Below are 24823 nucleotides of genomic sequence, written 5' to 3'. Positions count from 1 at the left end.
GCACCCCCACGCCCACACGGGACCGCCGTCCCGGCACCCCCCCAACGCCCCCGGCTCACCTCGACCACATGAGCGGCGCCCCCGCGAACCGGTGGTGGAAACCACCCACCGGACAGCAACCCCCAACGCCCCCGGCCCACGCTCACCACATGACTGGTTCCCCCCGAACCGGTGACAGCGCAGGTGAGTTCCCCCACAACAGCCCGCCACCGAGGAGCGACCGGCCCTTTTGCGCCTTACGCTCAACAAACCGCACGACCTTCCCCCAGCCCTCCCCGTCAACGGAGGTTCAAGCTCCATGAAGCTCACCGTCGTCGGCTGCTCGGGGTCGTTTCCGTCCGCGGATTCGGCCTGCTCCAGCTACCTCGTAGAGGCCGACGGCTTCCGGCTGCTCCTCGACATGGGCAACGGCGCCCTGGGCGAGCTGCAGCGCCATGTGGGTCTCTACGACCTCGACGCCATCTTCCTCAGCCATCTCCACGCTGATCACTGCATCGACATGTGCGGATATTTCGTCGCTCGCTACTACCGCCACGACGGCGGCCGTGCCGCCGCCCTCCCGGTCTACGGCCCGGAAGGCACCGAGCAGCGTCTGACCACCGCGTACGCGGACATCCCCTCCCCCTCCGCGATGGGCGAGGTCTTCGACTTCCACACGCTCAAGTCCGGCAGTTTCCACATAGGCCCGTTCTCCGTCCGTACGGAGAAGGTGCGCCACCCGGTCGAGGCGTACGCCATCCGGCTGGAGCACGCCGGCAGAACGCTCACGTACTCCGGCGACACCGGCGTCTGCGAGGCCCTGCACGAACTCGCCGACGGTGCCGATCTGTTCCTGTGCGAGGCGTCCTTCACGCATGGCAAGGAGGACGTCCGGGACGTCCACCTCAACGGACGCGAGGCCGGCGCACAGGCGCAGCGCGCGAATGTCGGCCGGCTCGTGCTGACCCACATCCCGCCGTGGACGGACCCCCGGCAGAACCTGGGCGACGCCCGCGCGGTCTACGAAGGACCGACCGAGATCGCCACGCCGGGCGCGGTCTACGAGATCTAGGATCCAGGCGCGCCGAAGCCCCTGCCTTTCGTACGAAAAGGCAGGGGCTTCGGTCCGTAATGCGACGAGGCTTACTTCGCCTCGGCCTTCTGCAGCTCGGCGAGCTCCTCGTCGGACTCGCGGCCCGGCGTCGGAAGGTTGAACTTGGTGATCGCGAAGCGGAAGACCACGTAGTAGAGCGCCGCGAAACAGAGTCCGACCAGCGCCAGGCCCCACGGGTTGGACGCGATGCCCAGGTTGAGGAAGTAGTCCACCGCACCGGCCGAGAAGCCGAAGCCGTCCTTCATGCCCAGCGCCCAGGTCAGGGCCATCGAGACACCGGTCAGCACCGCGTGGACCGCGTACAGCGCAGGGGCGATGAACATGAACGTGAACTCGATCGGCTCGGTCACACCGGTGACGAAGGACGTGAGCGCGAGGGAGAACATCATGCCGCCGATGACCTTGCGGCGCTCGGGACGGGCGCAGTGCACGATCGCGAGGCAGGCCGCCGGGAGGGCGAACATCATGATCGGGAAGAAGCCGGTCATGAACTGTCCGGCGCTCGGGTCGCCCTGGAGGAAGCGGGCGATGTCGCCGCTCTTGCCCTCGTAGGAACCGGCCTGGAACCACGGGAAGGAGTTCAGCAGGTGGTGCATGCCGATCGGGATCAGCGCACGGTTCGCGACACCGAAGATGCCCGCGCCGACCGCGCCCGAGCCGACCAGCCACTCACCGAAGTTGTGCAGACCCGTGCCGAGGACCGGCCAGATCAGGCCGAAGATTATGCCGACGACCAGACCCGCGAAGGCGGAGAGGATCGGTACGAGGCGGCGGCCGCCGAAGAAGCCGGCCCAGTCGGGCAGCTTGGTCCGGTAGAACTTCTGGTAGAGCAGGGCGACGATGATGCCCATCACCACGCCGCCGAGGACCTTGGCGTCCACCGGGGCCTCGGTCATGACGATCTTGCCGTCGATGACCTTGGCGACCTTGTCCAGGTTCGGGTCGGTGAACGTGGCCAGCACGTTCTTGAAGACCAGGTATCCGGCGACGGCCGCGAGCGCGGTCGAGCCGTCCGACTTCTTGGCGAAGCCGATCGCGATGCCGACGGCGAACAGCAGCGCCATATTGGCGAGGATCGCGTCGCCACCGGCTGCCATGTATCCGGCGATCTTGGTGACGAAAGTCGGGAACGAGCTCCTGCCGAGCATGTCGGGCTGGCCGAAACGGACCAGCAGCGCGGCTGCGGGCAGTACCGCGACCGGCAGCATGAGGCTGCGGCCGATGCGCTGCATGACAGCCATCGCGCCTGCGCCCTTGTTCTTCTTGTCCGCCGCGGGGGCGGCGCTAGCCGTGGACATCAACTTCCTCCAGTGGGCAAGGCGCCGCCATGGGGACAGACACGGGGGAGGGCGGCGTCTCAAGGGGAACGCGGCGACGGCCGCGTGGTCTACACCACTGAGTGGTGTAGACCAGTTTTAGCACGGTGAGGGTGAGATAAGGAACCTTCTATTTTTACGGACTCAACCACAGGGTGAAATGCCTGATATCTGACCGCAGGTCAGGGGGTCCCGGTGCCTTATGGGTGGATACGGGCGTGGGTCGGAGGGCCCGTCGGCCCGGGGGCTACTTGATGCTCTCCTGGTCCAGCTGCTGCTCGATCTCTTCCGGTTCGCGGCCGGGGGTGCGGATGTCGAACTTCGTGATCGCGAAGCGGAAGATCACGTAGTAGACGACCGCGAAGCACAGACCGATCGGAATGATCAGCCATGGCTTGGTGTCGAGGTGCCAGTTGACGACGTAGTCGATCAGGCCGGCCGAGAAGCTGAAGCCCGCGTGCACGCCCAAGGCCCAGGTGATCGCCATCGACGCACCTGTCAACAGCGCGTGCACGCCGTACAGCAGGGGAGCCGCGAACAGGAACGAGAACTCGAGCGGCTCGGTCACACCCGTGACGAACGAGGTGAGGCCGACGGAAATCATGAGACCCATGACCCTCTTGCGGTGCTCGGGACGGGCGCAGTGCGCGATGGCGAGGGCTGCGGCCGGGAGGCCGAACATCATGATCGGGAAGAAGCCCGACATGAACTGGCCGGCCGAAGGGTCCTCCGCGAAGAAGCGCGTCAGGTCGCCCTGGACGACCTTGCCGTCCGGTGTCGTGTACTCGCCCGCCTGGAACCAGAAGAACGTGTTCAGGAACTGGTGCATCCCGATCGGGATCAGCAGCCGGTTGGCGACACCGAAGATGCCCGCGCCCCACGCGCCCATGCCGATCAGCTGCTTGGAGAACGCGGTCAGCGCGTCGCCCACCGGCTCCCACAGCAGCCCGAACAGCACGCCGAGGATCGTGCAGAGGAACGCCATGATGATCGGCACCAGCCGCCGGCCGTTGAAGAAGCCGAGCCAGTCGACGAGTTTCGTGCGGTGGTAACGCTGCCAGATCACCGCGGTCAGCAGGCCGATCACGATGCCGCCGAGGACGCCGGGATTCTGCGGCTTCCCGTCCGGGAGCAGCTCGGTGACCGTGCCGTCGACGGGGAACGCCTTCAGGACGTTGCTGTAGACCAGGAAGCCGGCGACCGCCGCGAGTGCGGTCGAACCGTCGGCCTTCTTCGCGAAGCCGATCGCGACACCGATGCAGAACAGCAGGGGCAGACCGAACGCGCCGTCCAGGATCGCTGTGCCGCCCAGCGTGAGGACCTTGGCCGTCTTGTCCCAGAAGGGGCCGGTCAGATAAGCCGAGAACAGGTTGCCGAGGCTGACGAGCAGGCCGGCCGCCGGCAGAACCGCGACCGGGAGCTGGAGGCTGCGTCCGACCTTCTGCAGCCCCTGGAACAGCCCGTTCCACCACTTCTGCCGCGGCGGGGCAGCGCTGTCGGAGCTCATCGGCGTCCTCCCGGAAACGGGCCTGGCTTGGCAGCCGATGCAGACTGGTGTAGACCAGTTGCGATACGGCCCCGGTGCCCGGTCGCGAGACACGGCACTGGTGATCGTCATCATTCGGTACGAGGCGGTTACTCGCCCGCGAAGATGGGCCAACCGTGAGTTACCGTGACGAAGCGGACCGACGGTGGGTCGAGGCAGCGCTCAGCGCTCTTGAGACGCAGGGAGAAAGACATGGCCAGTAAGGCTGAGAAGATCGTCGCCGGGCTCGGCGGAATCGACAACATCGAAGAGATCGAAGGCTGTATCACCCGCCTCCGTACCGAAGTTGTGGACCCGAGCAAGGTCGATGAGGCTGCTCTCAAGGCCGCCGGCGCCCACGGCGTCGTGAAGATGGGCACCGCCATCCAGGTCGTCATCGGCACGGACGCCGACCCCATCGCCGCCGACATCGAAGACATGATGTGAGTCGCTGAGCCCTCGGTCCAGTGTGCCGCCGAGCCGCCGAGCCGCCGAGCCGCTGAACTCGTTCGTGAGGGGCCCGTTCCACACCGGAACGGGCCCCTCACGCATCTGCCGATAGGCTCCGCACCATGTCTCGAATCGACGGCCGCACCGCCGAACAGCTCCGCCCGGTCACCATCGAACGCGGATGGAGCAAGCACGCCGAGGGCTCCGTCCTCATCGCCTTCGGCGACACCAAGGTCTTCTGCACCGCCTCCGTCACCGAAGGCGTCCCGCGCTGGCGCAAGGGAAGCGGTGAAGGGTGGGTCACCGCCGAGTACTCGATGCTGCCGCGTTCCACCAACACCCGGGGCGACCGCGAATCCGTACGCGGCAAGATCGGCGGTCGCACCCACGAGATCAGCCGGCTCATCGGCCGCTCGCTGCGCGCCGTCATCGACTTCAAGGCCCTCGGCGAGAACACCGTCGTCCTCGACTGCGACGTACTGCAGGCCGACGGCGGCACCCGCACCGCCGCGATCACCGGTGCGTACGTCGCACTCGCCGACGCCGTCACCTGGGCCCAGGGCGAGAAGCTCGTCAAGGCCGGCCGCAAGCCGCTCACCGGCACCGTCGCCGCCGTCAGCGTCGGCATCGTCGACGGCGTCCCGCTCCTCGACCTCTGTTACGAGGAGGACGTGCGCGCCGAGACAGACATGAATGTCGTCTGCACCGGCGACGGCCGCTTCGTCGAGGTCCAGGGCACCGCCGAGGCCGAGCCCTTCGACCGCAAGGAGCTCAACGCCCTCCTCGACCTGGCCACCGGCGGCTGCGCCGACCTTGCCGCGCTCCAGTCCGTCGCCCTCGAGGGCACGCTGGAAAGGTAAAGAGGGAACCAAGAACAATCCGCAGAGCGTCGTTACACTCACGGGCGCACGGGCCGAACCGTGCGCCCGTCCGTATCCGGGGAGGACCGTTCCATGTCTGCGCGTCGCCGCATAGCAGCACTCACGTTCGCAACCGCCGTACTGGTCGTACCGATCACCGTCGGCTGCGCCGCCATCGACAAGGCCCTCGACTGCGTCGAGACCGCCGATGCGATCGCCACCAGCGTCGACAAGCTCCAGCAGGCCGTCTCCAGCGCCACCGATGACCCGGCCACGGCCCGTCAGGCCCTCGACGACATCGACAAGGAACTGAAGAGCCTCGGCGACAAGACCGACAACGCCGACCTCAGCAAGGCCGTCGACAAGCTCAACACCGGCGTCGACAACGTCCGCAAGTCGATCGAGACCGGCGACAACACCCCGGACATCACACCGGTCACCGAAGCGGCGGGCGAAATCGGCAAGGTCTGCACACCCGGATAATCGGGGGCATGACCCGTCTGATCCTCGCCACCCGCAACGCCGGGAAAATCACCGAACTCAAGGCCGTCCTCGCCGACTCGGGCCTCACCCACGACCTCGTCGGCGCGGATGCCTATCCCGACATTCCCGACGTCAAGGAAACCGGCGTCACCTTCGCCGAGAACGCACTCCTCAAGGCCCACGCCCTGGCCCGGGCCACCGGCCTGCCGGCGGTTGCCGACGACTCCGGCCTCTGTGTCGACGTCCTCGGCGGCGCGCCCGGCATCTTCTCCGCGAGGTGGGCCGGCACCCACGGCGACGACACCGCCAACCTCAACCTGCTCCTGGCTCAGCTCTCCGACATCGACGAAGCCCACCGCGGCGCGCACTTCACCTGCGCGGCGGCCCTGGCACTCCCGGACGGCACGGAACGTGTGGTCGAGGGACGCCTGTTGGGCACTCTGCGCCACACCCCGACGGGCACGGGCGGCTTCGGCTACGACCCGATCCTCCAGCCGGAGGGAGTGACGCGTACCTGCGCGGAGCTGACCCCGGCGGAGAAGAACGCGATCAGCCACCGCGGCAAGGCGTTCCGCGCGCTGGTACCCGTGGTTCGGGAACTACTGGGCTGACAGTCGGGATCTGCTGGGCTGACAGAACGTGGCCCGGCTTCCTCCGGTCCGGAGGAAGCCGGGCCACGCCCGCGTGGTGCGCCCGGTCGGATTCGAACCGACATACACGACCACCTAAAGATCGCCGCTCACCGATGGCGTACGGGCGCAAGGCATGGAAAAGAGTACTGCCCTCTGCGGCGTGAGAGGAAACGACGGGAGAATGTCGCCGTTTGGCCGTGGCAGGACGGGCACAGGTAGCGGAGGTTCTGTCAACGGTTGTCCAGCCGATCGCCGTTGACGTGGTCGATTTCCTCGAGTGAGCGCCCGAGTCGGCGAGCTGCGCCTTCCGATTGCCGGGGCAGGGCCTGCAGGTGCCCTGCGAGCAGGCACCTGCTGGGCTGCATCGGCGCTTGACCTCAACCAAACTTGAGCTTCTAGGTTTCTTGCAGAGCCGCAGGAACCGACCAGCGGTCCTTCTCAAGGAGGTTCGCCATGACCGAGCGCACAGCCCACATCGAGATCCCCGACCGCTACCACTACGCGGTGGTCCCGCACATCATGGTCGACGACGCCGCTGCGGCGATCGATTTCTACCAGCGGGCGTTCGGTGCCCGTGAGGACTTCAGGATCGACGCTCCGGGCGGCGGGATTCTGCACGCCGAGATCACCATCGGAGGGTCGGCCCTGATGCTGGGCGACGCCAGCACGGACGAGGCGGAGGCCGCCTCATTCGCCGCGCCGACCTCGCTCGGCGGAGGCACGTCCGTCACGCTGCATGTCTTCGTGCCGGACGTCGACAGTCTGGCGCAGCGCGCAGAAGCCGCCGGCGCCGAGATCCTCCAGCCGCCGAAGGACATGTTCCACGGCGACCGCACCGTCATCCTCAAGGACCCTTCGGGTCACATATGGGTATTTCTGACCCACGTGGAAGACGTCTCGGAGGAGGAGCTTCGGCGCCGCCTGGCCGCCTGGTGACCGGTCGCCGTGCGCGCGGGGAGAAACCGGCACGCTGTCCGGCCTGTCAGGGCCTCGGACGCCTCCTGCCAACGGGCGGAGTCTGCGCTGTGACCTGCGGCCACCACATGATCTTCAGTCTTCACCGATGATCAGCGGTGGCCGCGCCCGTCTCCGTACCGACCTCCGGAGGCAAGATCGCGATCTGCGCTGGAGTACTAGATGCCGAGGTCCTTGATGATCTTGGCGACATGGCCGGTCGCCTTCACGTTGTAGAGCGCGTGCTCGACCCTGCCCTCCTCGTCGACCACGATCGTCGACCGGATCACTCCGGTCACCGTCTTGCCGTACAGCTTCTTCTCGCCGAAGGCGCCGTACGCCTCCAGCGTCTCCTTGGACGGGTCACCGACCAGCGTGACCTTCAGGTTCTCCTTCTCGCGGAACTTCGCCAGCTTCTCCGGCTTGTCCGGGGACACGCCGATCACGTCGTAGCCGGCGCCCGTCAGCAGCTCCAGGTTGTCCGTGAAGTCGCAGGCCTGCTTGGTGCAGCCGGGGGTCATCGCCGCCGGGTAGAAGTACACGATCACCTTCCTGCCCTTGTGCTCCGCGAGCGAGACCTCGTTGCCGTCCGCGTCGGGCAGGCTGAAGGCGGGGGCGGTGTCGCCGGGCTGGAGTCGCTCGCTCATGGTTCTCCTTGAGGGGACGTGAAGGGATACGCCGTCGAGCGTAATAGGGGTGCCGTGGGGTGTGGCGGCGGAGGAGCTGACAGACTGTCGAGGAAGGATTACCGGACACGACCACGGAGGCAGCGCGGTGTCGGATGCCAGGACCCCTGCGCAGATCGAGGCGGATATCGTCCGCAGGCGCGACCAGCTTGCCGAGACCCTCGACGAGATCGGGGTGCGCATGCACCCGAAGACGGTCATCGGCGACGCGAAGGCGAGGATCGCCTCGACCGTGGATCACACCGCCGGGCGCGCGGTCGTCGTCGTGAACCGCACTGTGTCCGACGTCAAGGCGCAGTTCGTCTCGGAGGACGGCGGGCCGAGGCTGGAGCGGCTGGTGCCGGTGGCTCTGGTGGCCGTGGCGGTTGTGGGGGTGCTCGCCTTGTCGGTGAGAAGGCGCCGGGCGTGACCCAGCGGCGTACGGAACGGTCCCAGGCAGGTAGGTTCGAGGTGTGAGCGACAACACCACCCATGACAAGCTGCCCATCCGCATGCTGCACGACCGCGTGCTGGTGAGGACCGACATCCCGGAGGGTGAGCGGCGTTCCAGTGGCGGCATCGTCATTCCGGCGACCGCCGCGGTCGGCCGGCGCCTCGCCTGGGCCGGGGTGGTCGCGGTGGGGCAGAACGTACGGACCGTGGAGCCGGGCGACCGGGTGCTGTACGACCCCGAGGACCGCGCCGAGGTCGAGGTGCGCGGGGTGGCGTACGTACTGATGCGGGAACGCGATCTGCACGCGGTCGCCGCGGACCGTTTCCAGGGGTCCGAGGATTCAACCGGGCTGTACTTGTAGGAAGCGCAAAAGGCCTGGTCAAAGGCGTGGGCAGAGGGCTGGTGGCAGACGTCGCCGGCCCTTTTTGCGTAGGTGGAGAGCGCTGGTGGTAGAGGTCGCCGGCCCTTTCTCATCGGCTCTTTACGTCGCCTTTGCTATGTTTGTGTGCTCCCCGACGAGACGCGCCGTACCGGGTCAGGCAAAGACGACGCACCCACTGAAGTCCGCGTCTCGGAGGTGTCGTCGTTGGCCTGGGTTCTGCTTGTTGTCGCCGGTCTGCTCGAGGTCGGCTGGTCGATCGGGATGAAGTACACCGACGGGTTCACCAGGCTGTGGCCGAGCGTGTTCACCGGGCTCGGAATCGTCGTGAGCATGGTGCTGCTGTCGCACGCCGCCAGGACCCTGCCGATCGGTACGGCCTACGGAGTCTGGGTCGGTATCGGTGCGGCCGGTGCGGCGGTGGTCGGCATGCTGGTGCTGAACGAGCCGCTGACCGCCGCCCGGATCTTCTTCGTCTGTCTGCTGCTGGTCGCCGTGGTGGGGCTGAAGGCGACCTCGGGTCACTGACGACGGAGGGTGCGGGAGAACCTGCTGCGTGATCCGTCCTCGGCCGTGCGGCCGCTGTCCGTCTCGTCGTCGTCGCTCGTCCTCCGGGTCGTGGCGGTGTCCGTGTCGTCCTCGGTCTCGCCGCCGGTGTCCGTTTCTTCGTCGCTCGAGCTCTTCGTCCGGTCCTCGTCCTCGCTTTCGTCCTGGTCCTCGGCCGGCTCCTGCGCCTCCCGTTCCTCCGGCGTCTCGGACGGTTCCTCCGACGATTCGCCCGTCTCCTCGGTCTCCGAAGGCTCCTCAGAGGGCTCCTCCGAGGGCTCCTCCTCTTCCGCACCCTCCTGCACCTCCAGGTCGAACTCCTCGGCCTCGGTGCCCCGGAGCGCCTCGCGCGTGAACTGGCCCCAGATCTTCGCCGGCGCACCGCCACCGTTGATCCGCGGCAGCCCCAGCGCCCCGTACAGCGGCTTGTGCGCGCCCGTGACCGGGTCCTGGCCCATCACCGCGACCACCGTCGCCAGGTTCGGGGTGTAGCCCGCGAACCAGGCGGCCTGGTCCTCTTCCGCCGTGCCGGTCTTGCCCGCCGCCGGGCGGCCCGCGGACTGGGCCGCGGTGCCGGTGCCGCCGTCGACCACGCTCTGCAGGATCAATGTCGTCGTGTCGGCGGCCTCCCGGCTGACGGCCCGCTTGGCGGCCGCCTTGGGGACCGGTACATTCCCGCCGTCCTTGCTGACCTTCTCGACCAGCGTGTACGTGCCGTGCTTGCCGTGGTTGGCGAGGGTCGCGTACGCCTCCGTCATATCGAGGACGCTGGCGGTGGCCGGGCCCAGCGCGATGGAGGGGGAGTCGGTCAGGTCCGGAGTGTTCTCGGGGATCCCGAGGCGGACCGCGGTCCGCCTGACCTTGCCCGGGCCGACGTCCATGGCCATCTGTGCGTAGACCGCGTTGACGGACATGTCGGTGGCGGTGCGCACGGTGATGGGGCCGTACGAGATCTCGTCCTCGTTGCCCGGGCTGTACGGCTTGCCGCTCCAGCCCCGCACCAGGCGCCTGTTGGTTCCGCTGTAGACGGTGTTGGGGGTGATGGTCAGGTCGTCCTGGGTGGTGGCCTCGTGCTGGACGGCGGCGGTGAAGACGAACGGCTTGAAGGTGGAGCCGACTTGGTAGTCGCGGCGGGTGGCGTTGTTGACGTACTGCTTGGTGTAGTCGACGCCGCCGTACATGGCGACGACCTTGCCGGTGGCAGGGTCGATGGAAGCGCCGCCGACGCGGACGTTGCGGTCGGCCTCGCGGCCCTTGTCGAGCTTGGACATCACCTGGTCGTCGATGGCCTCGGCGAAGGCCTTCTGCTTCTCGGGCTCGAGCGTGGTGGTGATCCGGTAGCCGCCGGTGGCCAGCGTGTTCTCGTCGATGATCTTGTTATTGGTGAGGTAGTCCTCGACGGCCTGGACGATATAGCCGCGCTGGCCCGAGAGGCCCGTCGGGGGCTTCACCTTCTGCGGCACGGGAAACTTCATGGCCGCCCGGTTGGCAGGGCTGAGCCACTTCTCCTTGACCATGCCGTCGAGCACATAGTTCCAGCGGCCCAGGGCCCCGGCCGTGTTCTCGGGGTGGGTGGCGACGTCGTACGCGCTCGGGGCATTGAGGAGCGAGGCGAGGTAGGCGCCCTTCGCGGTGTCGATGTCCTCGATGCCCTTGCCGTAGTACGCCTGGGCCGCGGCCTGGATGCCGTACGCGTTGCGTCCGAAGTAGCTGGTGTTGAGATAGCCCTCGAGGATGTCCCTCTTGCTCTGCTCGCGGCCGAGCTTGATCGCGATGAAGAACTCCTTGGCCTTCCGGGAGACGGTCTGCTCCTGGCCCAGGTAGTAGTTCTTGACGTACTGCTGGGTGATGGTGGAGCCGGACTGTTTACCCTTGCCGGTCAGCGTGTTCCAGCCGGCGCGGACCATCGCCTGGGGGTCCACGGCGCGCTCGGCGTAGAACTCCCGGTCCTCGGCGGCGAGTACGGCGTGCTGCACCGTCAGCGGAACCTGCGCGAGCTTCACTTTCTCGCGGTTCACCTCGCCGTCGCGGACGATCTGGGTGCCGTCCTTGTAGAGGTAGACATTGGACTGGGCGGTGGCCGCGGCGTTGGCGGGTGGGATGTCGACGAGCATGTAGCCGGCCAGGAAGCCGCCGACCATCAGCAAAGTGACGATCAGGAATGTACCGAGCACCGACCGCCAGGTCGGGATGGCACGGCGCAGGCCGGCGCGCCCGGTCCGGGCTGCGCCGGCCTTCTTGCCCTTCTTCCCGGGCGCGGACGCGAGCCCCAGTCCGACGACGGTCCCGTCCTTGGGTGTCCAGCCCTGCCGCTGCTCCTCGCTCATGCCGCTCATATTGCCCGTTTCCATGGCGCAAGCCCTGGACCCGGCGGCCGTAAAAGAGGTCGCGGCGGCCGTCCGCCGTGGGCTAGGGTCGTGCGCTTTGGTGCCCGGCGGCGGAGGGGGTCGACGTGCGGCTTTACGCAGTCGTGGCGGCGGGTGGGTTCCGGCGCTACGCGACGTACCGGGTGGCGACGGCCGCGGGGGTGTTCACCAACACCGTCTTCGGCTTCATCATGGCGTACACCTATATCGCCCTGTGGGACGAGCGTCCGCAGCTCGGCGGCTACGACCTCTCCCAGGCCCTCACCTATGTGTGGCTGGGACAGGCACTGCTGATGACCTGCGCCATGATGGGCGGCGGTTTCGAGGACGAGCTGATCGAGCGGATCCGGACCGGCGATGTCGCGATCGACCTGTACCGGCCCGCCGACCTCCAACTGTGGTGGCTCTCCGGCGATTTGGGACGGGCGGCCTTCCACCTTCTGGGCCGCGGGATCGTGCCGCTCGTCCTCGGCGCGCTCGTCTTCGATCTGGCGCTCCCACGGTCGCCGCTGACCTGGATCGCCTTCATGGTGTCGGTGGCGCTGGGCGTGGTGGTGAGTTTCGCGGTCAGGTTCCTGGTGGCGCTCTCCGCGTTCTGGCTGCTGGACGGGGCCGGAGTGATGCAGATCTGCGGGCTGGCGGGGATGTTCTTCTCCGGGATGCTGCTGCCGCTGAACCTCTTTCCGGGCACGCTGGGCGAGGTGGCGCGGGCGCTGCCCTGGTCGTCGCTGCTGCAGATCCCGGCTGATGTCTTCCTCGGCAAGCACACCGGGTGGGGGCTGATCGGGGCGTACGCCTTCCAGGGCGGCTGGGCGCTGGCGCTGCTGGCCGCGGGGCGGGCGCTGCAGACGGTCGCGACACGCAGGGTGGTGGTCCAGGGTGGCTGAGGGAGTGTCGGCCCTGTCGAACGGGCTGCGGGCGTACGGCCTGATCGCGGCGATGTGGATGCGCTCCACGATGACGTACCGCGCGTCGTTCGTGATGACGGCGTTCGGGAACTTCGCGGCGACCGCCTTCGACTTCGTGGCGATCCTCCTGATGTTCTCGCACGTCGACGCGCTGGGCGGCTACTCGCTGCCCGAGATCGCGTTTCTGTACGGCGCGGCGGGTACCTCCTTCGGCCTCGCCGATCTCGTCATGGGGTCCATGGACCGGCTGGGGCGGCGGGTACGGGACGGGACGCTGGACACACTGCTGGTGCGGCCCGTCCCCGTGCTCGCGCAGGTGGCCGCGGACCGGTTCGCGCTGCGCCGGCTGGGACGGATCACTCAGGGGCTGTTGGTGCTGGGGTACGGCCTGCTCGTCCTGGACATCGACTGGACGCCGCTGCGGGTGCTGATGCTGCCGCTGATGGTGCTCAGCGGGGCGGTCATCTTCTCGGCGGTGTTCGTGGTCGGGGCCGCGTTCCAGTTCGTCGCGCAGGACGCCTCGGAGGTGCAGAACTCCTTCACGTACGGCGGGAACACGCTGCTCCAGTACCCGCCGACAATCTTCGCGAAGGACCTGGTGCGCGGCGTGACCTATGTGGTGCCGCTGGCCTTCGTCAACTGGCTGCCCGCGCTGTATGTGCTGGGCCGGCCCTATCCGCTGGATCTGCCGCAGTGGCCGGCCTTCCTGTCGCCGGTGGTCGCTGCGGTGTGCTGCGGGCTGGCGGGGCTCGCGTGGCGGGTGGGCCTTCGTTCGTACCGGAGCACGGGGAGCTGAGGGGGGACTTCATGGACTTCATCGAGCTGGAGGGCGTCGAGAAGGTCTTCGACGTATGGCGCAGGACGGGCAGGCTGCGCCGCGAGAAGCACCAGGTGCGGGCGGTCGACGGGATCAGCTTCCGGGTGCCGCGCGGCGAGATGGTCGGCTACATCGGCCCGAACGGCGCCGGGAAGTCCACCACCATCAAAATGCTGACGGGGATTCTGACGCCGAGCGGCGGGCGGCTCCGGGTCGCGGGGATCGATCCGTCCCGGGAGCGTACGAGGCTGGCGCAGCGGATCGGCGTGGTGTTCGGGCAGCGCACGACGCTGTGGTGGGACCTGCCGCTGAAGGACTCGTACCGGCTGGTGCACCGGATGTACCGGATCCCCGACAAGCGGTTCCGGGAGAACCTGGACCGCTGTGTCGAACTCCTCGACCTGGCCGAGCTGCTGGACGTGCCGGTGCGGCAGCTCTCGCTCGGGCAGCGGATGCGCGGGGACATCGCGGCGGCGCTGCTGCACGACCCCGAGGTGCTGTATCTGGACGAGCCGACGATCGGGCTCGATGTGATCTCCAAGGCGAAGGTGCGGGACTTCCTGCGGGAGCTCAATGCCGAGCGGGCGACGACGGTGCTGCTGACCACGCACGATCTGACCGATATCGAGCAGCTGTGCAAGCGCGTGATGGTCATCGACCACGGACGGCTGATGTACGACGGGGCGCTCGCCGGGCTGCACGAGGTGGGCGAGAGCGAGCGGACACTGGTGGTGGACTTCGAGCGCGAACTGCCACCGGTCGCTCTGGACTCCGCCCGCGCGGTGAAGGTGGAAGGACCGCGCCAGTGGCTGGCCTTCCCCGCCTCGCAGTCGGCGGCGCCACTGGTGGCGGCGCTGGCGGCACAGTACCCGCTGGTGGATCTGTCGGTACGGGAGCCGGACATCGAGGCCGTGATCGCGAAAATGTACGCGGAGAGATCAGGCTTGTGACTGCGTGATCGGCACTGTGAGGCGGGGACGGCCTTGACTAGGCTGCCGCCATGACGAGTGAACTCCCTGAGATGCGCGCCTCCGACTCCGAGCGCGAACGGGTGGCCGAGCGGCTGCGTGAGGCGGTGGCGGAGGGGCGGCTCGACATGGAGGAGTTCGGGCAGCGCCTGGACGCGGCCTACAGGGCGCGCACGCACGGCGAGTTGGTTCCACTGGTCAGCGACCTTCCGGTGGGCGGCCTGCCGGCGGTGGGCACGGCGCCGTCGCCGGTGGCCACGGGGTCCGGCGGCTGGGCGCAGCGCGTCGGTGGACCGGCGACGTCGAACGGGGGATTCGCGTTCTGGGGCAGGTTCGTGCGGAAGGGCACCTGGACGGTCGGCCGGAAGTTCACCTCCCTCACGGTGATGGGCGGCGGTGAACTCGACCTGCGCGAGGCTCGTTTCCAGGAACGCGAGACCGTGATCCGCTGCTTCACGATCATGGGCGGTATTCAAATCGTCGTACCGCCGGACCTGAATGTCGAGGTCAACGGCATCGGCCTGATGGGCGGCTTCGGCGAGCACGGCCAGACCGAGGGTCATCCGGACCCGGCGGCGCCGCGGGTGAGGATCACGGGGCTCGCGATCATGGGCGGCGTGGGCGTGGAACGCAAGCGCACCCGGGCGGAGAAGCAGCGGCTGAAGGCGGAGCGGGCCGAGGAGAAGCAGACGAGGCTGGAGAAGGACGAGCGCAAGGAGCTCGGCTGAGGCCCTCGGCGGCGTCACAGCCACGCCGGGGCGTCAGAGCCGCGCTCCGGCGTCACAGTCGCCCCGGCGTCAGAGCCGCGCCGGGTCCACCGTCCTGGCCATCCGCGCGTAGCCGGCGTCGCTGGGGTGGAGATGGTCTCCTGAGTCGTACACCGGGCGCAGCCGGTCGGGTGCGTACGGATCGCGCAGCGCCCGGTCGAAGTCGACGACCGAGTCGAAGATCCGGCCGGTGCGGATGGCCGCGTTGACCTTCTCGCGTACGGCATTGAGGGCCGGAGTGCAGCGGCGGTGTCCGGCGCAGGGCATCAGGGTCGCGCCGATCACGCGGAGGCCGCGCGCGTGGGCCTGCCGGGCGAGCTCGGCGTAGCCGGCCGTGATCCGGTCGGCGCCGGTGTCCGTACCCCTCAGCAAGTCGTTGATGCCGATCGCGACGATCACCGTCCTGACGCCGGCCTGCGCGAGCACATCGCGGTCGAAGCGGGCGAGAGTGCTGGGGCCGCGGCCGTCGGTCAGCAGGCGGTTCCCGCTGATGCCCTGGTTGAGTACGCCGTAGTGGTCCTTGCCGTGGCGGTTGAGCCGGTCGGCGACCACGTCCGGCCAGCGGCGGTTGGCATCGGAGGTGGAGGTGACCCCGTCGGTGATCGAGTCGCCGATGGCGACGACCGCGCCGCGCGCGTCCCGGGTCAGGACGTCGACGGCGGTGAGGTGCTGCCACGCGCCGGTCCGCCGGGTGTACGCGTCTGCGCCGGCGTCCTGCGTACGGTCGCCGGCCGCGACGTAGGAGTTCTGGCGCGCCTGCGGGTGGACGGTGACCTGCCCGCCGGGGGAGGTGGTGGCCACGGTGACGAGGAGATCGCCGTCGTACGGGATCCCGAGCACGACCGGGTCGCTCACGCGGTGCCCGCCGGCCGCGACGGTGACGGCACCCGCGCCCCGGAACGTCACCCGTCGCAGAGTCCCGGGCACGGCCGCGGGACCGTGGCCGGCGCGCACGGCCAGCGAGACCTGGGCGATCTTGAGCGGCTGCTCGCCGAGGAGGTTGGAGAGGGTGATCCTGGCGGCGGTCCCACCGATGCTGGTGTGCACCACATTGCGTACGGACCGGCCGGCGTGGCCTCCGACGGCGGGGGCGGCCTTGGCGGGTGCGGCGGACCAGGTCCCGACCCAGACCGCGGGCGCGGGGACGGCCGTACGGACGCCGGCCCGGCCCTGGGCGGCCCCCACGCCGATGTATATCGCGCCGGAGACGAGGGCGACCACTGAGGTGAGTGCGGCGAGGGTCGCGTACCCGCGGCGTTTGTTCATGAGCACATCATCCGGCATGGCGCGGGAACTCCATGAGCGCCCCAGGAGTACGTGAGGAAGGGACAATGCGTACGGGGCGCGCGGACGGGAGGAGCGGATGGAACGCACGGAATCGGGTCAGCCGGATCAGCCGGGACGGTCGGGCGGGCGAGGGCTGCCTGGCGGGGCGGGCGATCCGGGCCGCGCAGGAGAGTCGGACCGGCCGCGTGAGTCGGACCCGCCGCGTCAGGCGGACGCGGACCGGCTGAGCCGGTCGGCCGAGCCGGGCCGGTCGGTGCAGGCGGGCCGGGCAGAGGGGCCCGGCCGCCACACCCCCCTCCCCTCCTTCGCCTACACCGAGGCAGACGCCGAAAAGCAGCGCGGCGTACGACGGATGAAGCTGACCGCGACCGGAATGCTCCTCCTCGTCGCGCTGATCTTCGCGCTCGCCACCTGGGCGAGGAACTCCGGCGCCGGCCCCTGGACCGGCTACGTCGCCGCCGCCGCCGAGGCCGGCATGGTCGGCGCCCTGGCCGACTGGTTCGCCGTCACCGCGCTCTTCCGGCACCCCCTCGGCCTGCCCATCCCGCACACCGCGATCATCCCGAACAAGAAGGACCAGCTCGGCGCCTCGCTCGGCTCCTTCGTCGGTGAGAACTTCCTCTCCGGCGACGTCGTACGGACCCGGCTGCACGCCCTCGGCATCGGCGCCCGTCTCGGCGGCTGGCTCGCCGAGCCCGCCCACGCCGACCGGGTCACCGCCGAGCTGTCCACCGCGCTCCGCGGCGCGCTCACCGTGCTGCGCGACGCCGACGTCCAGGCGGTCGTCGGCGAGGCGATCACCCGCCGCGCCGACAGTGCCGAGATCGCCCCCGGCGTCGGCAAGACCCTGGAGAAGGTCGTCGCCGACGGCGCACACCACCGCGCCGTCGACCTGATCCTCGGCCGTGCCCACGACTGGCTGATCCTGCACTCGGACTCGGTGATGGACGCGGTCGAGGGCGGGGCGCCCGGCTGGACCCCGCGCTTCGTGGACAAGAAGGTCGGCGAACGTGTCTACAAGGAGTTGATGCGCTTCGTCACCGAGATGCGGGACATGCCGGGCCACCCGGCGCGCGGCGCGATCGACCGCTTCCTCACCGACTTCGCGGCCGACCTCCAGTCGGACACGGACACCCGCGCCCGGGTGGAGCGTATGAAGTCGGAGCTGCTGTCCCGTTCCGAGGTACAGGACGTGATCGCCTCGGTCTGGTCGTCCGTACGCGGCATGATCATCTCGGCGGCGGAGGACGACCACAGCGAGCTGCGGCTGCGCGCCCGTGCCTCGTTGCTGACGCTGGGCGCGCGGCTGGCGACGGACACCCGGCTCCAGTCGAAGGTGGAGGGCTGGATCGAGGACGCGGCGGTGTACGTGGTCACCACGTACCGCGCCGAGATCACCTCGCTGATCTCGGACACGGTCGCGAGCTGGGACGCGGAGCACACCTCGCGCAAGATCGAGGCGCACATCGGCCGCGATCTGCAGTTCATCCGGATCAACGGCACGGTGGTCGGCGCGCTGGCCGGCCTGGTCATCTACACCGTGGCACACGCGCTGGGCGCGTGACCGGTCCTGCCGTACCCGTACGGTCACGCGCCCAGCCACCTGGGGAGGTGCTGTTGAGTACGTACGGCGGGACGGGAGTGTTCAGTACGGCTACGGGCCGGCGGGCCGCGAGCCGGCCCGATCGGCTGCGGCATCCCCGGCCGGGCCGGCCGCCCGGCGGTGGCCGTACCGGCGGCTGGCCGCCCGGCGGGTGACCGCCCAGGAATCGGCGGCCACCCCTCCCCGCTCGACCCGGCTCAGTGGAAGAGCTGCCCGCGCACCGCACCGTCCGGGAATTCGGCGGTGTGGATGTTGGAGTAGTAGTTCCGCGGGTTGGCGCGGACACGCTTCACCACGTCGGCGTTCTGCCCCTCCAGCTTTCCGGAGACCGCGAAGATCCCGTCCGGCACCGGCCGGTTGAAGAAGTTGAAGACGACGTCGCCGTTCTTCCCGAACGTGCCCTTGTGGATGTGGCCGTTGGTGGGGCTCTTGATGTTGATCCAGGCCAGCGAGTAGTCGACGTTCGTCCCCTTCGGCTGCAGGAACGTCACCGCGTGCCCGTCCGGGTCGCCGACCTTGGACGCGTCGTTCTTCGGGACTTCCTGGTCGCCGTTGGACAGCGCCCGCAGCTTGCCGCCCTTGATGATGTCGAGGGGGTTGACGTTCTTGTGCAGCGGCTTCAACTGGCCTCGTACCGCACCGCCCGGGAACTCCGCGCTGTGCAGGTTCACATAGAACCCCGAGGGGTTGCTACGGATGCTGTTGGCCAGCTTGGCATCGGTGATGGCCACCTGTCCGGCCGCCGAGTGGACGGAGTCCGGCATCGCGGTACCGAAGAGCGGGACCTTCACATCGCCGTTCTGCCCGGCGGCACCCTGGTGAATGTGCCCGAGGCTCGGCACGAATCCCTTCCACTGCAGCGCGAAGGTCACCCGGTCGCCCTTGACCTTGACGAGGGCAACGGCCTTGCCGTCGGGGTCGTTCACGGCGGGCCCGCCCTTGACCGGCACCTCGTTGGCGCCGGAGAGGTGGGCGGCGAAGGTGAGGGCGTGTCCGCCGGAGGGCTTGGTGAAGGTGCCGGCGTTGCCGGCGGAGGTCTGGCCGCCGGCTGATCCGTGCTCCCCGTGCCCGTCATGGCCGCCGTGTGCGAGCGCCGGAGTAACACCGGCAACACCAAGCACAATTGCGGCGGCGGTAACAGCCGCATAACGCTTCTGCATTGTTTTGATCCTCCCGTTGGGACCGACTCCGTATGGGGCCGGTCGTGATGGAGTACGGGGCACGCAGTCGGCTCGTTCAAAAGAAAATTTCTTGAATTCGTTTGAACCGCGGGTCAGTTGCCGTCGTACAACCCTGCGTAACCATCACTCTCTCGCACCCACTGACCAAACCGGGGGAACGACCATGCGCAGCACCCGTAAAACAACTCTGCTCGCGGCACCGCTCGTATCGGCCGCGCTGCTGACACTGTCGGCCTGCGGCGGCTCGGCGGACGCCGCCAAGGACGACGCGGCCAAGCCCGCGCGGAAGCCCGCGGCCACCGCCTCCGTCAAGACCGCGGACTCGGAGCTCGGCAAGATCCTCGTCGACGATTCGGGCCGTACGCTGTACGGATTCACCAAGGACAAGCCCGGCGCCAGCAATTGCGACGCCGACTGCATCGCCGTCTGGCCGGCCCTCACCTCCGCGAAGGACGTGACGGCGGGCGCCGGCACCGACGCCGCCCTGCTGAAGGAGACGAAGCTCGGCGAGGGCGCGGAACAGGCGATGTACGGAGACTGGCCGCTGTACTACTACGTGGGCGACGCGACCCCCGGGGACGTGAACGGCCAGGGCCTGGACGGGGAGTGGTTCGTGATCGCGGCGGACGGCAAGCTCATCAAGAAAGCGGCCTGACTCCACCGGTCCGAAGGACATGTGAAGGACGTCTCAAAGACCGCGGAATTAATCCGTCCTTCATAAACCGTGCACCCTAATTCTCATCGGTTTCTCATTCTCCGTGCTCCCACCACGAACCTGCGGCGGCCGTGGACCGTCCCCGGCCGCCGCGGCGATGCCCATTCCCGGTAGTCGCGCGCTCGATTGCCCCCGGCGGGTGACTACCGGGAATGCGGTACGGTCCGCCCGGGACTCTCCGCACGCAGATCACTCACAGCCGACGCCGTCGCCGTCGCGGTCGAGATGCCGGCCGTAGCCGGGATCCCCGGCATGAACGGGAGCGGCACCGGCGGCCCGTGCGGCGGCGCAGTTGGCGTAGTACGTGTCCCCGGACCCGCCGCCGCTACTGCCTCCGCTGTCTCCGCCGCCTCCACTGCCTCCGGACGTACCGCTGCTGTACGGCTCGCAGCCGACGCCGTCGCCGTCCCGGTCGAGGTGCGGCGCGTAGCCGGGGTCCCCTTCGTGAACGGGAGCGGCACCGGCGGCCCGTGCGGCGTCGCAGTTGGCGTAATAGGCCTTGGGCGGCGCGGGCGCCTTCGCCTTTGCCGGCGTGGGAGTGGGTGTCGGCGTGGGCGCGGCCACGGTGATCCGTACGACGGCGGTCCCGGTCGGCGGCTGCGAGCCCTTCGCTTCCACCTGGTACGTGAACTCGTCCGCGCCGCCGTACCCCTGGGCAGACGTATAGACGACGGTGGACCCGTCGACCCTCGCGGTGCCGTGACCCGGCAGGGTGGTCAGGCTGATCGTGAACTCACCGGAATTCAGCGCGACTTCAAGGTTGCCCGGCGTACCGCCCTTGCGGGTGAGTGTGTCGTTGTCCAGCACCTTCACCACGACCGGCTTCGCGGAGTCGGCGCTCTCCTCGTCATCGACCAGTGTGAGAGCCGACTCGGGCGGAGGCGTCGCCGCCGGCGCCTTCTTCGCCGCCGCGCTCGTTGTGGACCCGGCGGGCTTGGCATCGTCGGAGGTGCCCCCACACCCCACGAGCCCGGCCGCCAGCACCACGGCGCAGGCCGCGATCGCGCTGTTCGCGCGCGTACTTCCTCTCCCTGACATGTGCCCCCCAAGGCAGATGGTTCTGTTCCGAGGGGCTGAGAATCGCATTCCGTTTGAGGTTGTGCGGCGTAAATGTCGTGGAACGTCGCGTAATTGTGATGAAAGTGTGCGTATCTTTCCTACGCCGCGCCCGGTGCGGGCGCCGCCAGGACGGCGCGGGCGAGGGCGGCGACTCCGTCGTGGATCTGCTGCGGTGAGGTGCCGCCCGCCGTGAGGTGCTCGATGAGGTCGCTGCGTACGGCGGCCAGCAGGGCGTGCGCGAGGAAGTCGGCGTCCCGCTCGCCGCGTACATCGGCCAGGAGCGAGGCGAGCTGCGCGTGCCACAGCGCGTAGGTGTCGTTCAGGTACGGGCTGCCGCTGCCCGCGCTCTCCAGGGCGAGCATCAGTGGGCGGGTGTCGAGCTTCAGACGCAGCAGGGCGTCGAGGAGAGCGAGGACGCGTTCGCCGGCCGGAGCGCCGGGGCCGAGCGGCGGGGGGCCCGCGACAACATCGGCCCGCAGTTGTTCGGTGCGCTGCTCGACGAGGGCTTTGACGAGTCCGACGCGGTCGCCGAAGCGGCGGAAGAGCGTGCCCTTCCCGACTCCGGCGGCCGCGGCGATGTCGTCCATGGAGACGCGGTCGGGGTCGCCGCGCTCGGTGAACAGGCGTGCCGCTGCGGCCAGTACGGCCTCCCGGTTGCGGATGGCGTCGGCTCGTTCCTTGCGTGCGGGCGGCACGGTTCCTCCTTGGACTAGTAAAACGGACCGCCAGTCCGTATATTGAATCCGGACCAACGGTCCGCATATTAGCGCGGACCTTGCCGACCGTACGAAAAGGAACGCACCATGACGGACACCACGCCTTCCGGCGTCTTCCGGCGCGGACTGGAACTCCTCCTGGCCAAGGACATCGAGGCATGGGTGGAGCTGTGGGTCGAGGACGGCGTCTGCGAGTTCCCCTTCGCCCCGCCCGGCGCGCCGCGCCTCCTGGAGGGCAAGCCCGCGGTCCACGCCTACATGGCCCACTACCCGGACCACGTCGACCTCGCCGGTTTCCCGTACCTCGAGGTGCACCGGACCGAGGACCCCGAGGTCGTCGTAGTCGAGATGCGTGCCGAGGGGCGGGCGGTGGCCACCGGCAAGCCGTTCGAGATGTCGTACGTCGTGGTCGTCACCGTCAAGGACGGCCTCATCACCCGCTACCGGGACTACTGGAACCCGCTGGTCGCTCTGGACGTCGCGGGCGGCGGCGACGCCCCGTTCGCGGGTTCCGGGTCGCAGGGGGCATCGGCATGACCGCGAAGGAAACAGTCCTGGTGACCGGCGGCACCGGCAACACCGGCCGCCGGATCGTGTCCGGGCTGGCCGCCGCCGGCCTCCCCGTCCGAGCGGCCGCCCGACGGCCCGCCCCTGCCTCCGCCGAAGGTGTCGAGGGCGTGTGCTTCGACTGGGAGGACGCCTCGACCCACGGCGCCGCGCTGGACGGCGTACGCCGCGTCTACCTCGTAGCGCCCATGACGGCCGCCGACCCTGCCGCGCCCATGCTCCCGTTCCTGCGGCAGGCGCGACGGGCCGGAGTCCGCCGCGTGGTGCTGCTCAGCTCCTCGGCCATCGCCGAGACGGACGGCGGACTGGGCGAGGTCCACCGGGCCGTCCGCGAACAGTTCCCGGAGTGGGCGGTGCTCCAACCCTCCTGGTTCATGCAGAACTTCACCGGCGACCACCTCCACGCCGGGAGCATCCGCGACCACGACGAGATCGTGACGGCCGCCGACGACGGACGGATCGGTTTCGTCGACGTCCAGGACATCGCGGAGGTCGGCGTACGGGCGCTGGCGGACGAGCGCCCGCACAACACCGCCCACCTCATCACCGGCCCCGAGGCACTGAGTTACACCGATGTCGCCGCTGTCGTCTCCGCCGTCGCCGGCCGGCCGATCCACCACCGCGGCGTTTCGTACGAAGCGATGCGGGACCGGCTGGCGGCCACCGGGATGCCCGAGGGATTCGCCGCCGTGCTGGCGGGCATGGACCGGTCCATTGCCAAGGGCTCGGAGGACCGCGTCAGCCCTGCGGTGGAGGAGGTCACGGGTCAATCACCGCGCTCCTTCGCCGACTTCGCGGCGGCGCACGCGACGGTGTGGCGTCGGTGACGCTCGCCCCGTCCGGCTTCCTGCAGCCGGACTCCGGGCACCTTCGAATCGGCGTACACGACATGGGGCACTGCGTCCTCTTCGAGCCGGACGCGCTGGGCATGGGGTAGCCCCGGCCTGCCCGCGACGGGGGACGCAGACAGACCGGGGCGGCGGATTGCCCGAGCCGTCACTCGATGGTGAGACGACCCGTGCGCAGGATGGTGTGGTTGGCGAAGAGGGCGTCGAGGTGCAGCCCGCGTGTCAGGTCGGCGGTCCACTTGGCGTCCGGCAGATTGCGGTAGGTGGGTGCCCTGACGGTGCGGGCCCCTGAAAGGGCCCGTCACCGCCTTGGCCGGGGTTTCCTGGTCGGAGTCGTCGGACGAGGCGGGGCTCATCAGGTGGCTAGGGGCAGCAGGGACCCGCGTACACCTCGATGTCGAGGACGTGGGCGCCTTCCCGGCCACGCGCTGTGCCGACACTGCGCGCGCCGACGGTCAGCGGCTCGCCGCACCACACGCAGGCTCGTCCCGCGTACTGCTCCCAGCTCAGATCTCCGGCCGCGGGCAGCGGGCGCGCGTCGGCCGTGGGCGAGGTCACCGGGCGGCCGTGCAGCGGGGGCACAAGCACGGCGGGAAGGCGAGGGAATCCGGGAGTCGCTCGGGGTCGCCCGAGTGCACGGCCGCGGTTGCGCGGGAGCGGAACCGCCTTCCTGTGCGGGATTCCGCCCAATACACCTTGATCGTCATCATGTGTCGTCCCGTGGTCAACGGACAGCGATGACGACGAAGTTAGAGACTCGGTGTGCACGCGCACCAGCAGTGTGCAGATTTGTGCGGTGCTGGCTCTCTGTGCTGGTTGATGGCTACATTGCATCCTTGACGAGGCATCTCATCGGCGCCACAGTGGTGCACACAACTGCACATCCATCGACGGAGGTTGACGTGGGATTAGTGTTCATTGGGATCGACCCCAACACCGGTGAGGATGAGAGCCCCACGGTCTGGGTCGACGAGGAGAAGCAGGAACTCGTTCTCCAGGGATGGAAGCCGGGCCCGGAGCTTGAAGCGGAGTGCGCGGCCACCCAGATCCCCGGGCATGCGAAGGGCATCCCGGACCACGAGGCAGTGATCCGGATCCCCGCCAGGATGGTGGACATGATCAGGGAGGCGTGCGATGTCGTCGAGCGTTCCGACATTCGATGAGTTGATCCACGGCTGCACGCGCTCCGCCGTGCACCTGGAGATGCGCGACTCCTACGCCGTCGACTACGAGGCGGGCCCGTTCGCGGCCTGGAAGAGTGGCTTCCGCCACGATCCCGCCGATCGGGCATCCTGGTGGCGGCCCTGGCACGACCTCATGGCCGAGACGGTGTCCCGTGGGGTTGTTGTGCGACGTGCCCGTATCGTGTCCGAGCCGGTGAGCGAATACATCCGCTACGAACACTCGGGCACGTTCACCAACGTGACGGCCGGGGAACAGGTGAGGTGGCTGCCCCGGCGACAGGCCTCTAACATCGCCCTTCCGGGCAATGACTTCTGGCTCTTCGACGAACAGCTGGTGCGTTGGAACCACTTCGCCGGCGACGGATCGTCCATGGGCGGGGAGGTCAGTGACGACCCGGCCGCTGCGAAGCTGTGTGCCGAGGCCTTCGAAGCGGTGTGGTCGCACGCTATCCCGCACGACCAGTACGAGATCCACTAGCA

General features: G+C 68.9%; 28 protein-coding genes, 1 tRNA gene, 1 pseudogene and 1 riboswitch. Of the genes and pseudogenes, 19 read left to right on the top strand and 11 right to left on the bottom strand.

The window, feature by feature from the left end:
* Positions 1–298 precede the first annotated feature (298 nt).
* Complete coding sequence (locus OG966_RS15165) at positions 299–1051, top strand: MBL fold metallo-hydrolase (RefSeq protein WP_326650141.1); 753 nt, start codon at positions 299–301, stop codon at positions 1049–1051.
* 71 nt (positions 1052–1122) lie between these two features.
* Here the strand turns inward: OG966_RS15165 and OG966_RS15160 are convergent, their stop codons facing one another.
* Entirely contained in the window at positions 1123–2391 is a 1269-nt protein-coding gene (locus OG966_RS15160) for a PTS transporter subunit EIIC (RefSeq protein WP_326650140.1), read from the bottom strand.
* A 265-nt stretch (positions 2392–2656) separates the two neighbouring features.
* Positions 2657–3916: a PTS transporter subunit EIIC gene (locus tag OG966_RS15155; protein WP_326650139.1), complete on the bottom strand. Its 1260-nt coding sequence runs from the start codon at positions 3914–3916 to the stop codon at positions 2657–2659.
* Positions 3917–4147: 231 nt separating this feature from the next.
* On the opposite strand from OG966_RS15155, the gene OG966_RS15150 reads away from it, so the two are divergent.
* The 4 genes from OG966_RS15150 to rdgB all read left to right on the top strand — a co-directional run bounded on the left by OG966_RS15150 (position 4148) and on the right by rdgB (position 6338).
* Positions 4148–4381, top strand: coding sequence for a glucose PTS transporter subunit EIIB (locus OG966_RS15150; protein WP_142217368.1), 234 nt, complete (start codon positions 4148–4150; stop codon positions 4379–4381).
* Between the two features lie 125 nt (positions 4382–4506).
* Positions 4507–5244, top strand: a complete 738-nt coding sequence (gene rph, locus OG966_RS15145; RefSeq protein ID WP_326650137.1) for a ribonuclease PH — start codon at positions 4507–4509, stop codon at positions 5242–5244.
* Positions 5245–5337: 93 nt separating this feature from the next.
* The gene (locus tag OG966_RS15140) at positions 5338–5727 is read left to right on the top strand and encodes a hypothetical protein (protein ID WP_326650136.1); all 390 of its coding nucleotides are present in this window, start codon (positions 5338–5340) and stop codon (positions 5725–5727) included.
* Positions 5728–5735: 8 nt separating this feature from the next.
* The gene (gene rdgB, locus OG966_RS15135) at positions 5736–6338 is read left to right on the top strand and encodes an RdgB/HAM1 family non-canonical purine NTP pyrophosphatase (protein ID WP_326650135.1); all 603 of its coding nucleotides are present in this window, start codon (positions 5736–5738) and stop codon (positions 6336–6338) included.
* 74 nt (positions 6339–6412) lie between these two features.
* Here rdgB and OG966_RS15130 read toward each other — a convergent pair.
* Together OG966_RS15130 and OG966_RS15125 are read right to left on the bottom strand one after the other, a co-directional pair.
* Positions 6413–6487: transfer RNA gene (locus OG966_RS15130), tRNA-Leu, on the bottom strand.
* A pseudogene (locus tag OG966_RS15125) lies at positions 6467–6643 on the bottom strand (HNH endonuclease); the annotation flags it as partial. The gene OG966_RS15130 and the pseudogene OG966_RS15125, both read right to left, overlap by 21 nt.
* A gap of 169 nt (positions 6644–6812) precedes the next feature.
* Between OG966_RS15125 and OG966_RS15120 the strand changes: the two are divergent.
* Complete coding sequence (locus OG966_RS15120; RefSeq protein WP_326650134.1) at positions 6813–7295, top strand: VOC family protein; 483 nt, start codon at positions 6813–6815, stop codon at positions 7293–7295.
* Between the two features lie 197 nt (positions 7296–7492).
* Here OG966_RS15120 and bcp read toward each other — a convergent pair whose 3' ends face one another.
* Positions 7493–7960, bottom strand: coding sequence for a thioredoxin-dependent thiol peroxidase (gene bcp, locus OG966_RS15115; RefSeq protein WP_326650133.1), 468 nt, complete (start codon positions 7958–7960; stop codon positions 7493–7495).
* Between the two features lie 127 nt (positions 7961–8087).
* Between bcp and OG966_RS15110 the strand changes: the two genes are divergently transcribed.
* The 3 genes from OG966_RS15110 (at position 8088) to OG966_RS15100 (ending at position 9339) form a co-directional block, all read left to right on the top strand.
* Positions 8088–8408 (top strand): DUF3618 domain-containing protein, encoded by a 321-nt coding sequence (locus OG966_RS15110; RefSeq protein ID WP_326650132.1) that lies wholly within the window; start codon positions 8088–8090, stop codon positions 8406–8408.
* Positions 8409–8490: 82 nt separating this feature from the next.
* Positions 8491–8793: a GroES family chaperonin gene (locus OG966_RS15105; RefSeq protein ID WP_153485104.1), complete on the top strand. Its 303-nt coding sequence runs from the start codon at positions 8491–8493 to the stop codon at positions 8791–8793.
* Positions 8794–8921: 128 nt separating this feature from the next.
* A riboswitch (guanidine-III (ykkC-III) riboswitch) is annotated at positions 8922–8987 on the top strand.
* Positions 8988–9018: 31 nt separating this feature from the next.
* Positions 9019–9339: a DMT family transporter gene (locus OG966_RS15100; RefSeq protein WP_326650131.1), complete on the top strand. Its 321-nt coding sequence runs from the start codon at positions 9019–9021 to the stop codon at positions 9337–9339.
* Here OG966_RS15100 and OG966_RS15095 read toward each other — a convergent pair.
* Positions 9333–11684 carry a transglycosylase domain-containing protein gene (locus tag OG966_RS15095; protein WP_326650130.1) on the bottom strand — a complete coding sequence of 784 codons (2352 nt, stop codon included), beginning with the start codon at positions 11682–11684 and terminating at the stop codon, positions 9333–9335. The genes OG966_RS15100 and OG966_RS15095 overlap by 7 nt on opposite strands.
* Before the next feature lie 125 nt (positions 11685–11809).
* Here OG966_RS15095 and OG966_RS15090 point away from each other — a divergent pair, with 125 nt between their 5' ends.
* Genes OG966_RS15090 through OG966_RS15075 form a run of 4 tightly spaced genes read left to right on the top strand, consistent with a single transcriptional unit; the run spans position 11810 to position 15144 of the window.
* Entirely contained in the window at positions 11810–12610 is an 801-nt protein-coding gene (locus OG966_RS15090; protein WP_326650129.1) for an ABC transporter permease, read from the top strand.
* Entirely contained in the window at positions 12603–13427 is an 825-nt protein-coding gene (locus OG966_RS15085) for an ABC transporter permease (RefSeq protein ID WP_326650128.1), read from the top strand. The genes OG966_RS15090 and OG966_RS15085 overlap by 8 nt, the downstream gene beginning before the upstream one ends.
* A gap of 11 nt (positions 13428–13438) precedes the next feature.
* Positions 13439–14398 (top strand): ABC transporter ATP-binding protein, encoded by a 960-nt coding sequence (locus OG966_RS15080; RefSeq protein ID WP_326650127.1) that lies wholly within the window; start codon positions 13439–13441, stop codon positions 14396–14398.
* Between the two features lie 50 nt (positions 14399–14448).
* A complete protein-coding gene (locus tag OG966_RS15075) occupies positions 14449–15144 on the top strand; it encodes a DUF1707 SHOCT-like domain-containing protein (protein ID WP_326650126.1) in 696 nt (231 codons plus the stop codon).
* A gap of 69 nt (positions 15145–15213) precedes the next feature.
* Here OG966_RS15075 and OG966_RS15070 read toward each other — a convergent pair whose 3' ends face one another.
* Complete coding sequence (locus OG966_RS15070) at positions 15214–16449, bottom strand: SGNH/GDSL hydrolase family protein (RefSeq protein WP_326650125.1); 1236 nt, start codon at positions 16447–16449, stop codon at positions 15214–15216.
* 97 nt (positions 16450–16546) lie between these two features.
* On the opposite strand from OG966_RS15070, the gene OG966_RS15065 reads away from it, so the two are divergent.
* Positions 16547–18034: a DUF445 domain-containing protein gene (locus tag OG966_RS15065; RefSeq protein WP_326650124.1), complete on the top strand. Its 1488-nt coding sequence runs from the start codon at positions 16547–16549 to the stop codon at positions 18032–18034.
* 236 nt (positions 18035–18270) lie between these two features.
* Here the strand turns inward: OG966_RS15065 and OG966_RS15060 are convergent, their stop codons facing one another.
* Positions 18271–19233, bottom strand: a complete 963-nt coding sequence (locus OG966_RS15060; protein ID WP_326650123.1) for a CHRD domain-containing protein — start codon at positions 19231–19233, stop codon at positions 18271–18273.
* A gap of 184 nt (positions 19234–19417) precedes the next feature.
* Here OG966_RS15060 and OG966_RS15055 point away from each other — a divergent pair, with 184 nt between their 5' ends.
* Positions 19418–19909 (top strand): COG4315 family predicted lipoprotein, encoded by a 492-nt coding sequence (locus OG966_RS15055; RefSeq protein WP_326650122.1) that lies wholly within the window; start codon positions 19418–19420, stop codon positions 19907–19909.
* Between the two features lie 249 nt (positions 19910–20158).
* Here OG966_RS15055 and OG966_RS15050 read toward each other — a convergent pair whose 3' ends face one another.
* Together OG966_RS15050 and OG966_RS15045 are read right to left on the bottom strand one after the other, a co-directional pair.
* A complete protein-coding gene (locus OG966_RS15050) occupies positions 20159–21007 on the bottom strand; it encodes an excalibur calcium-binding domain-containing protein (RefSeq protein ID WP_326650121.1) in 849 nt (282 codons plus the stop codon).
* Between the two features lie 119 nt (positions 21008–21126).
* A complete protein-coding gene (locus OG966_RS15045) occupies positions 21127–21723 on the bottom strand; it encodes a TetR/AcrR family transcriptional regulator (RefSeq protein WP_326650120.1) in 597 nt (198 codons plus the stop codon).
* 108 nt (positions 21724–21831) lie between these two features.
* On the opposite strand from OG966_RS15045, the gene OG966_RS15040 reads away from it, so the two are divergent.
* The gene (locus tag OG966_RS15040) at positions 21832–22281 is read left to right on the top strand and encodes a nuclear transport factor 2 family protein (protein ID WP_326650119.1); all 450 of its coding nucleotides are present in this window, start codon (positions 21832–21834) and stop codon (positions 22279–22281) included.
* Positions 22278–23138, top strand: coding sequence for an NmrA family NAD(P)-binding protein (locus tag OG966_RS15035; protein WP_326650118.1), 861 nt, complete (start codon positions 22278–22280; stop codon positions 23136–23138). Before OG966_RS15040 ends, OG966_RS15035 begins: the two co-directional genes overlap by 4 nt.
* Before the next feature lie 384 nt (positions 23139–23522).
* On the opposite strand, the gene OG966_RS15030 is transcribed toward OG966_RS15035, so the two are convergent.
* Positions 23523–23747 carry a hypothetical protein gene (locus OG966_RS15030; protein ID WP_326650117.1) on the bottom strand — a complete coding sequence of 75 codons (225 nt, stop codon included), beginning with the start codon at positions 23745–23747 and terminating at the stop codon, positions 23523–23525.
* Between the two features lie 314 nt (positions 23748–24061).
* Between OG966_RS15030 and OG966_RS15025 the strand changes: the two genes are divergently transcribed.
* The gene (locus tag OG966_RS15025) at positions 24062–24322 is read left to right on the top strand and encodes a hypothetical protein (RefSeq protein ID WP_326655219.1); all 261 of its coding nucleotides are present in this window, start codon (positions 24062–24064) and stop codon (positions 24320–24322) included.
* Positions 24294–24821 carry a DUF6879 family protein gene (locus OG966_RS15020; protein ID WP_326650116.1) on the top strand — a complete coding sequence of 176 codons (528 nt, stop codon included), beginning with the start codon at positions 24294–24296 and terminating at the stop codon, positions 24819–24821. The genes OG966_RS15025 and OG966_RS15020 overlap by 29 nt, the downstream gene beginning before the upstream one ends.
* The last annotated feature ends 2 nt before the right edge of the window (positions 24822–24823 follow it).

Origin of the sequence: Streptomyces sp. NBC_01750, from assembly GCF_035918095.1 — a bacterium.
Lineage (GTDB): Bacteria > Actinomycetota > Actinomycetes > Streptomycetales > Streptomycetaceae > Streptomyces.
Note: the sequence above shows the minus strand (reverse complement) of the source record. Positions and strands in the feature narration are given on the sequence as shown.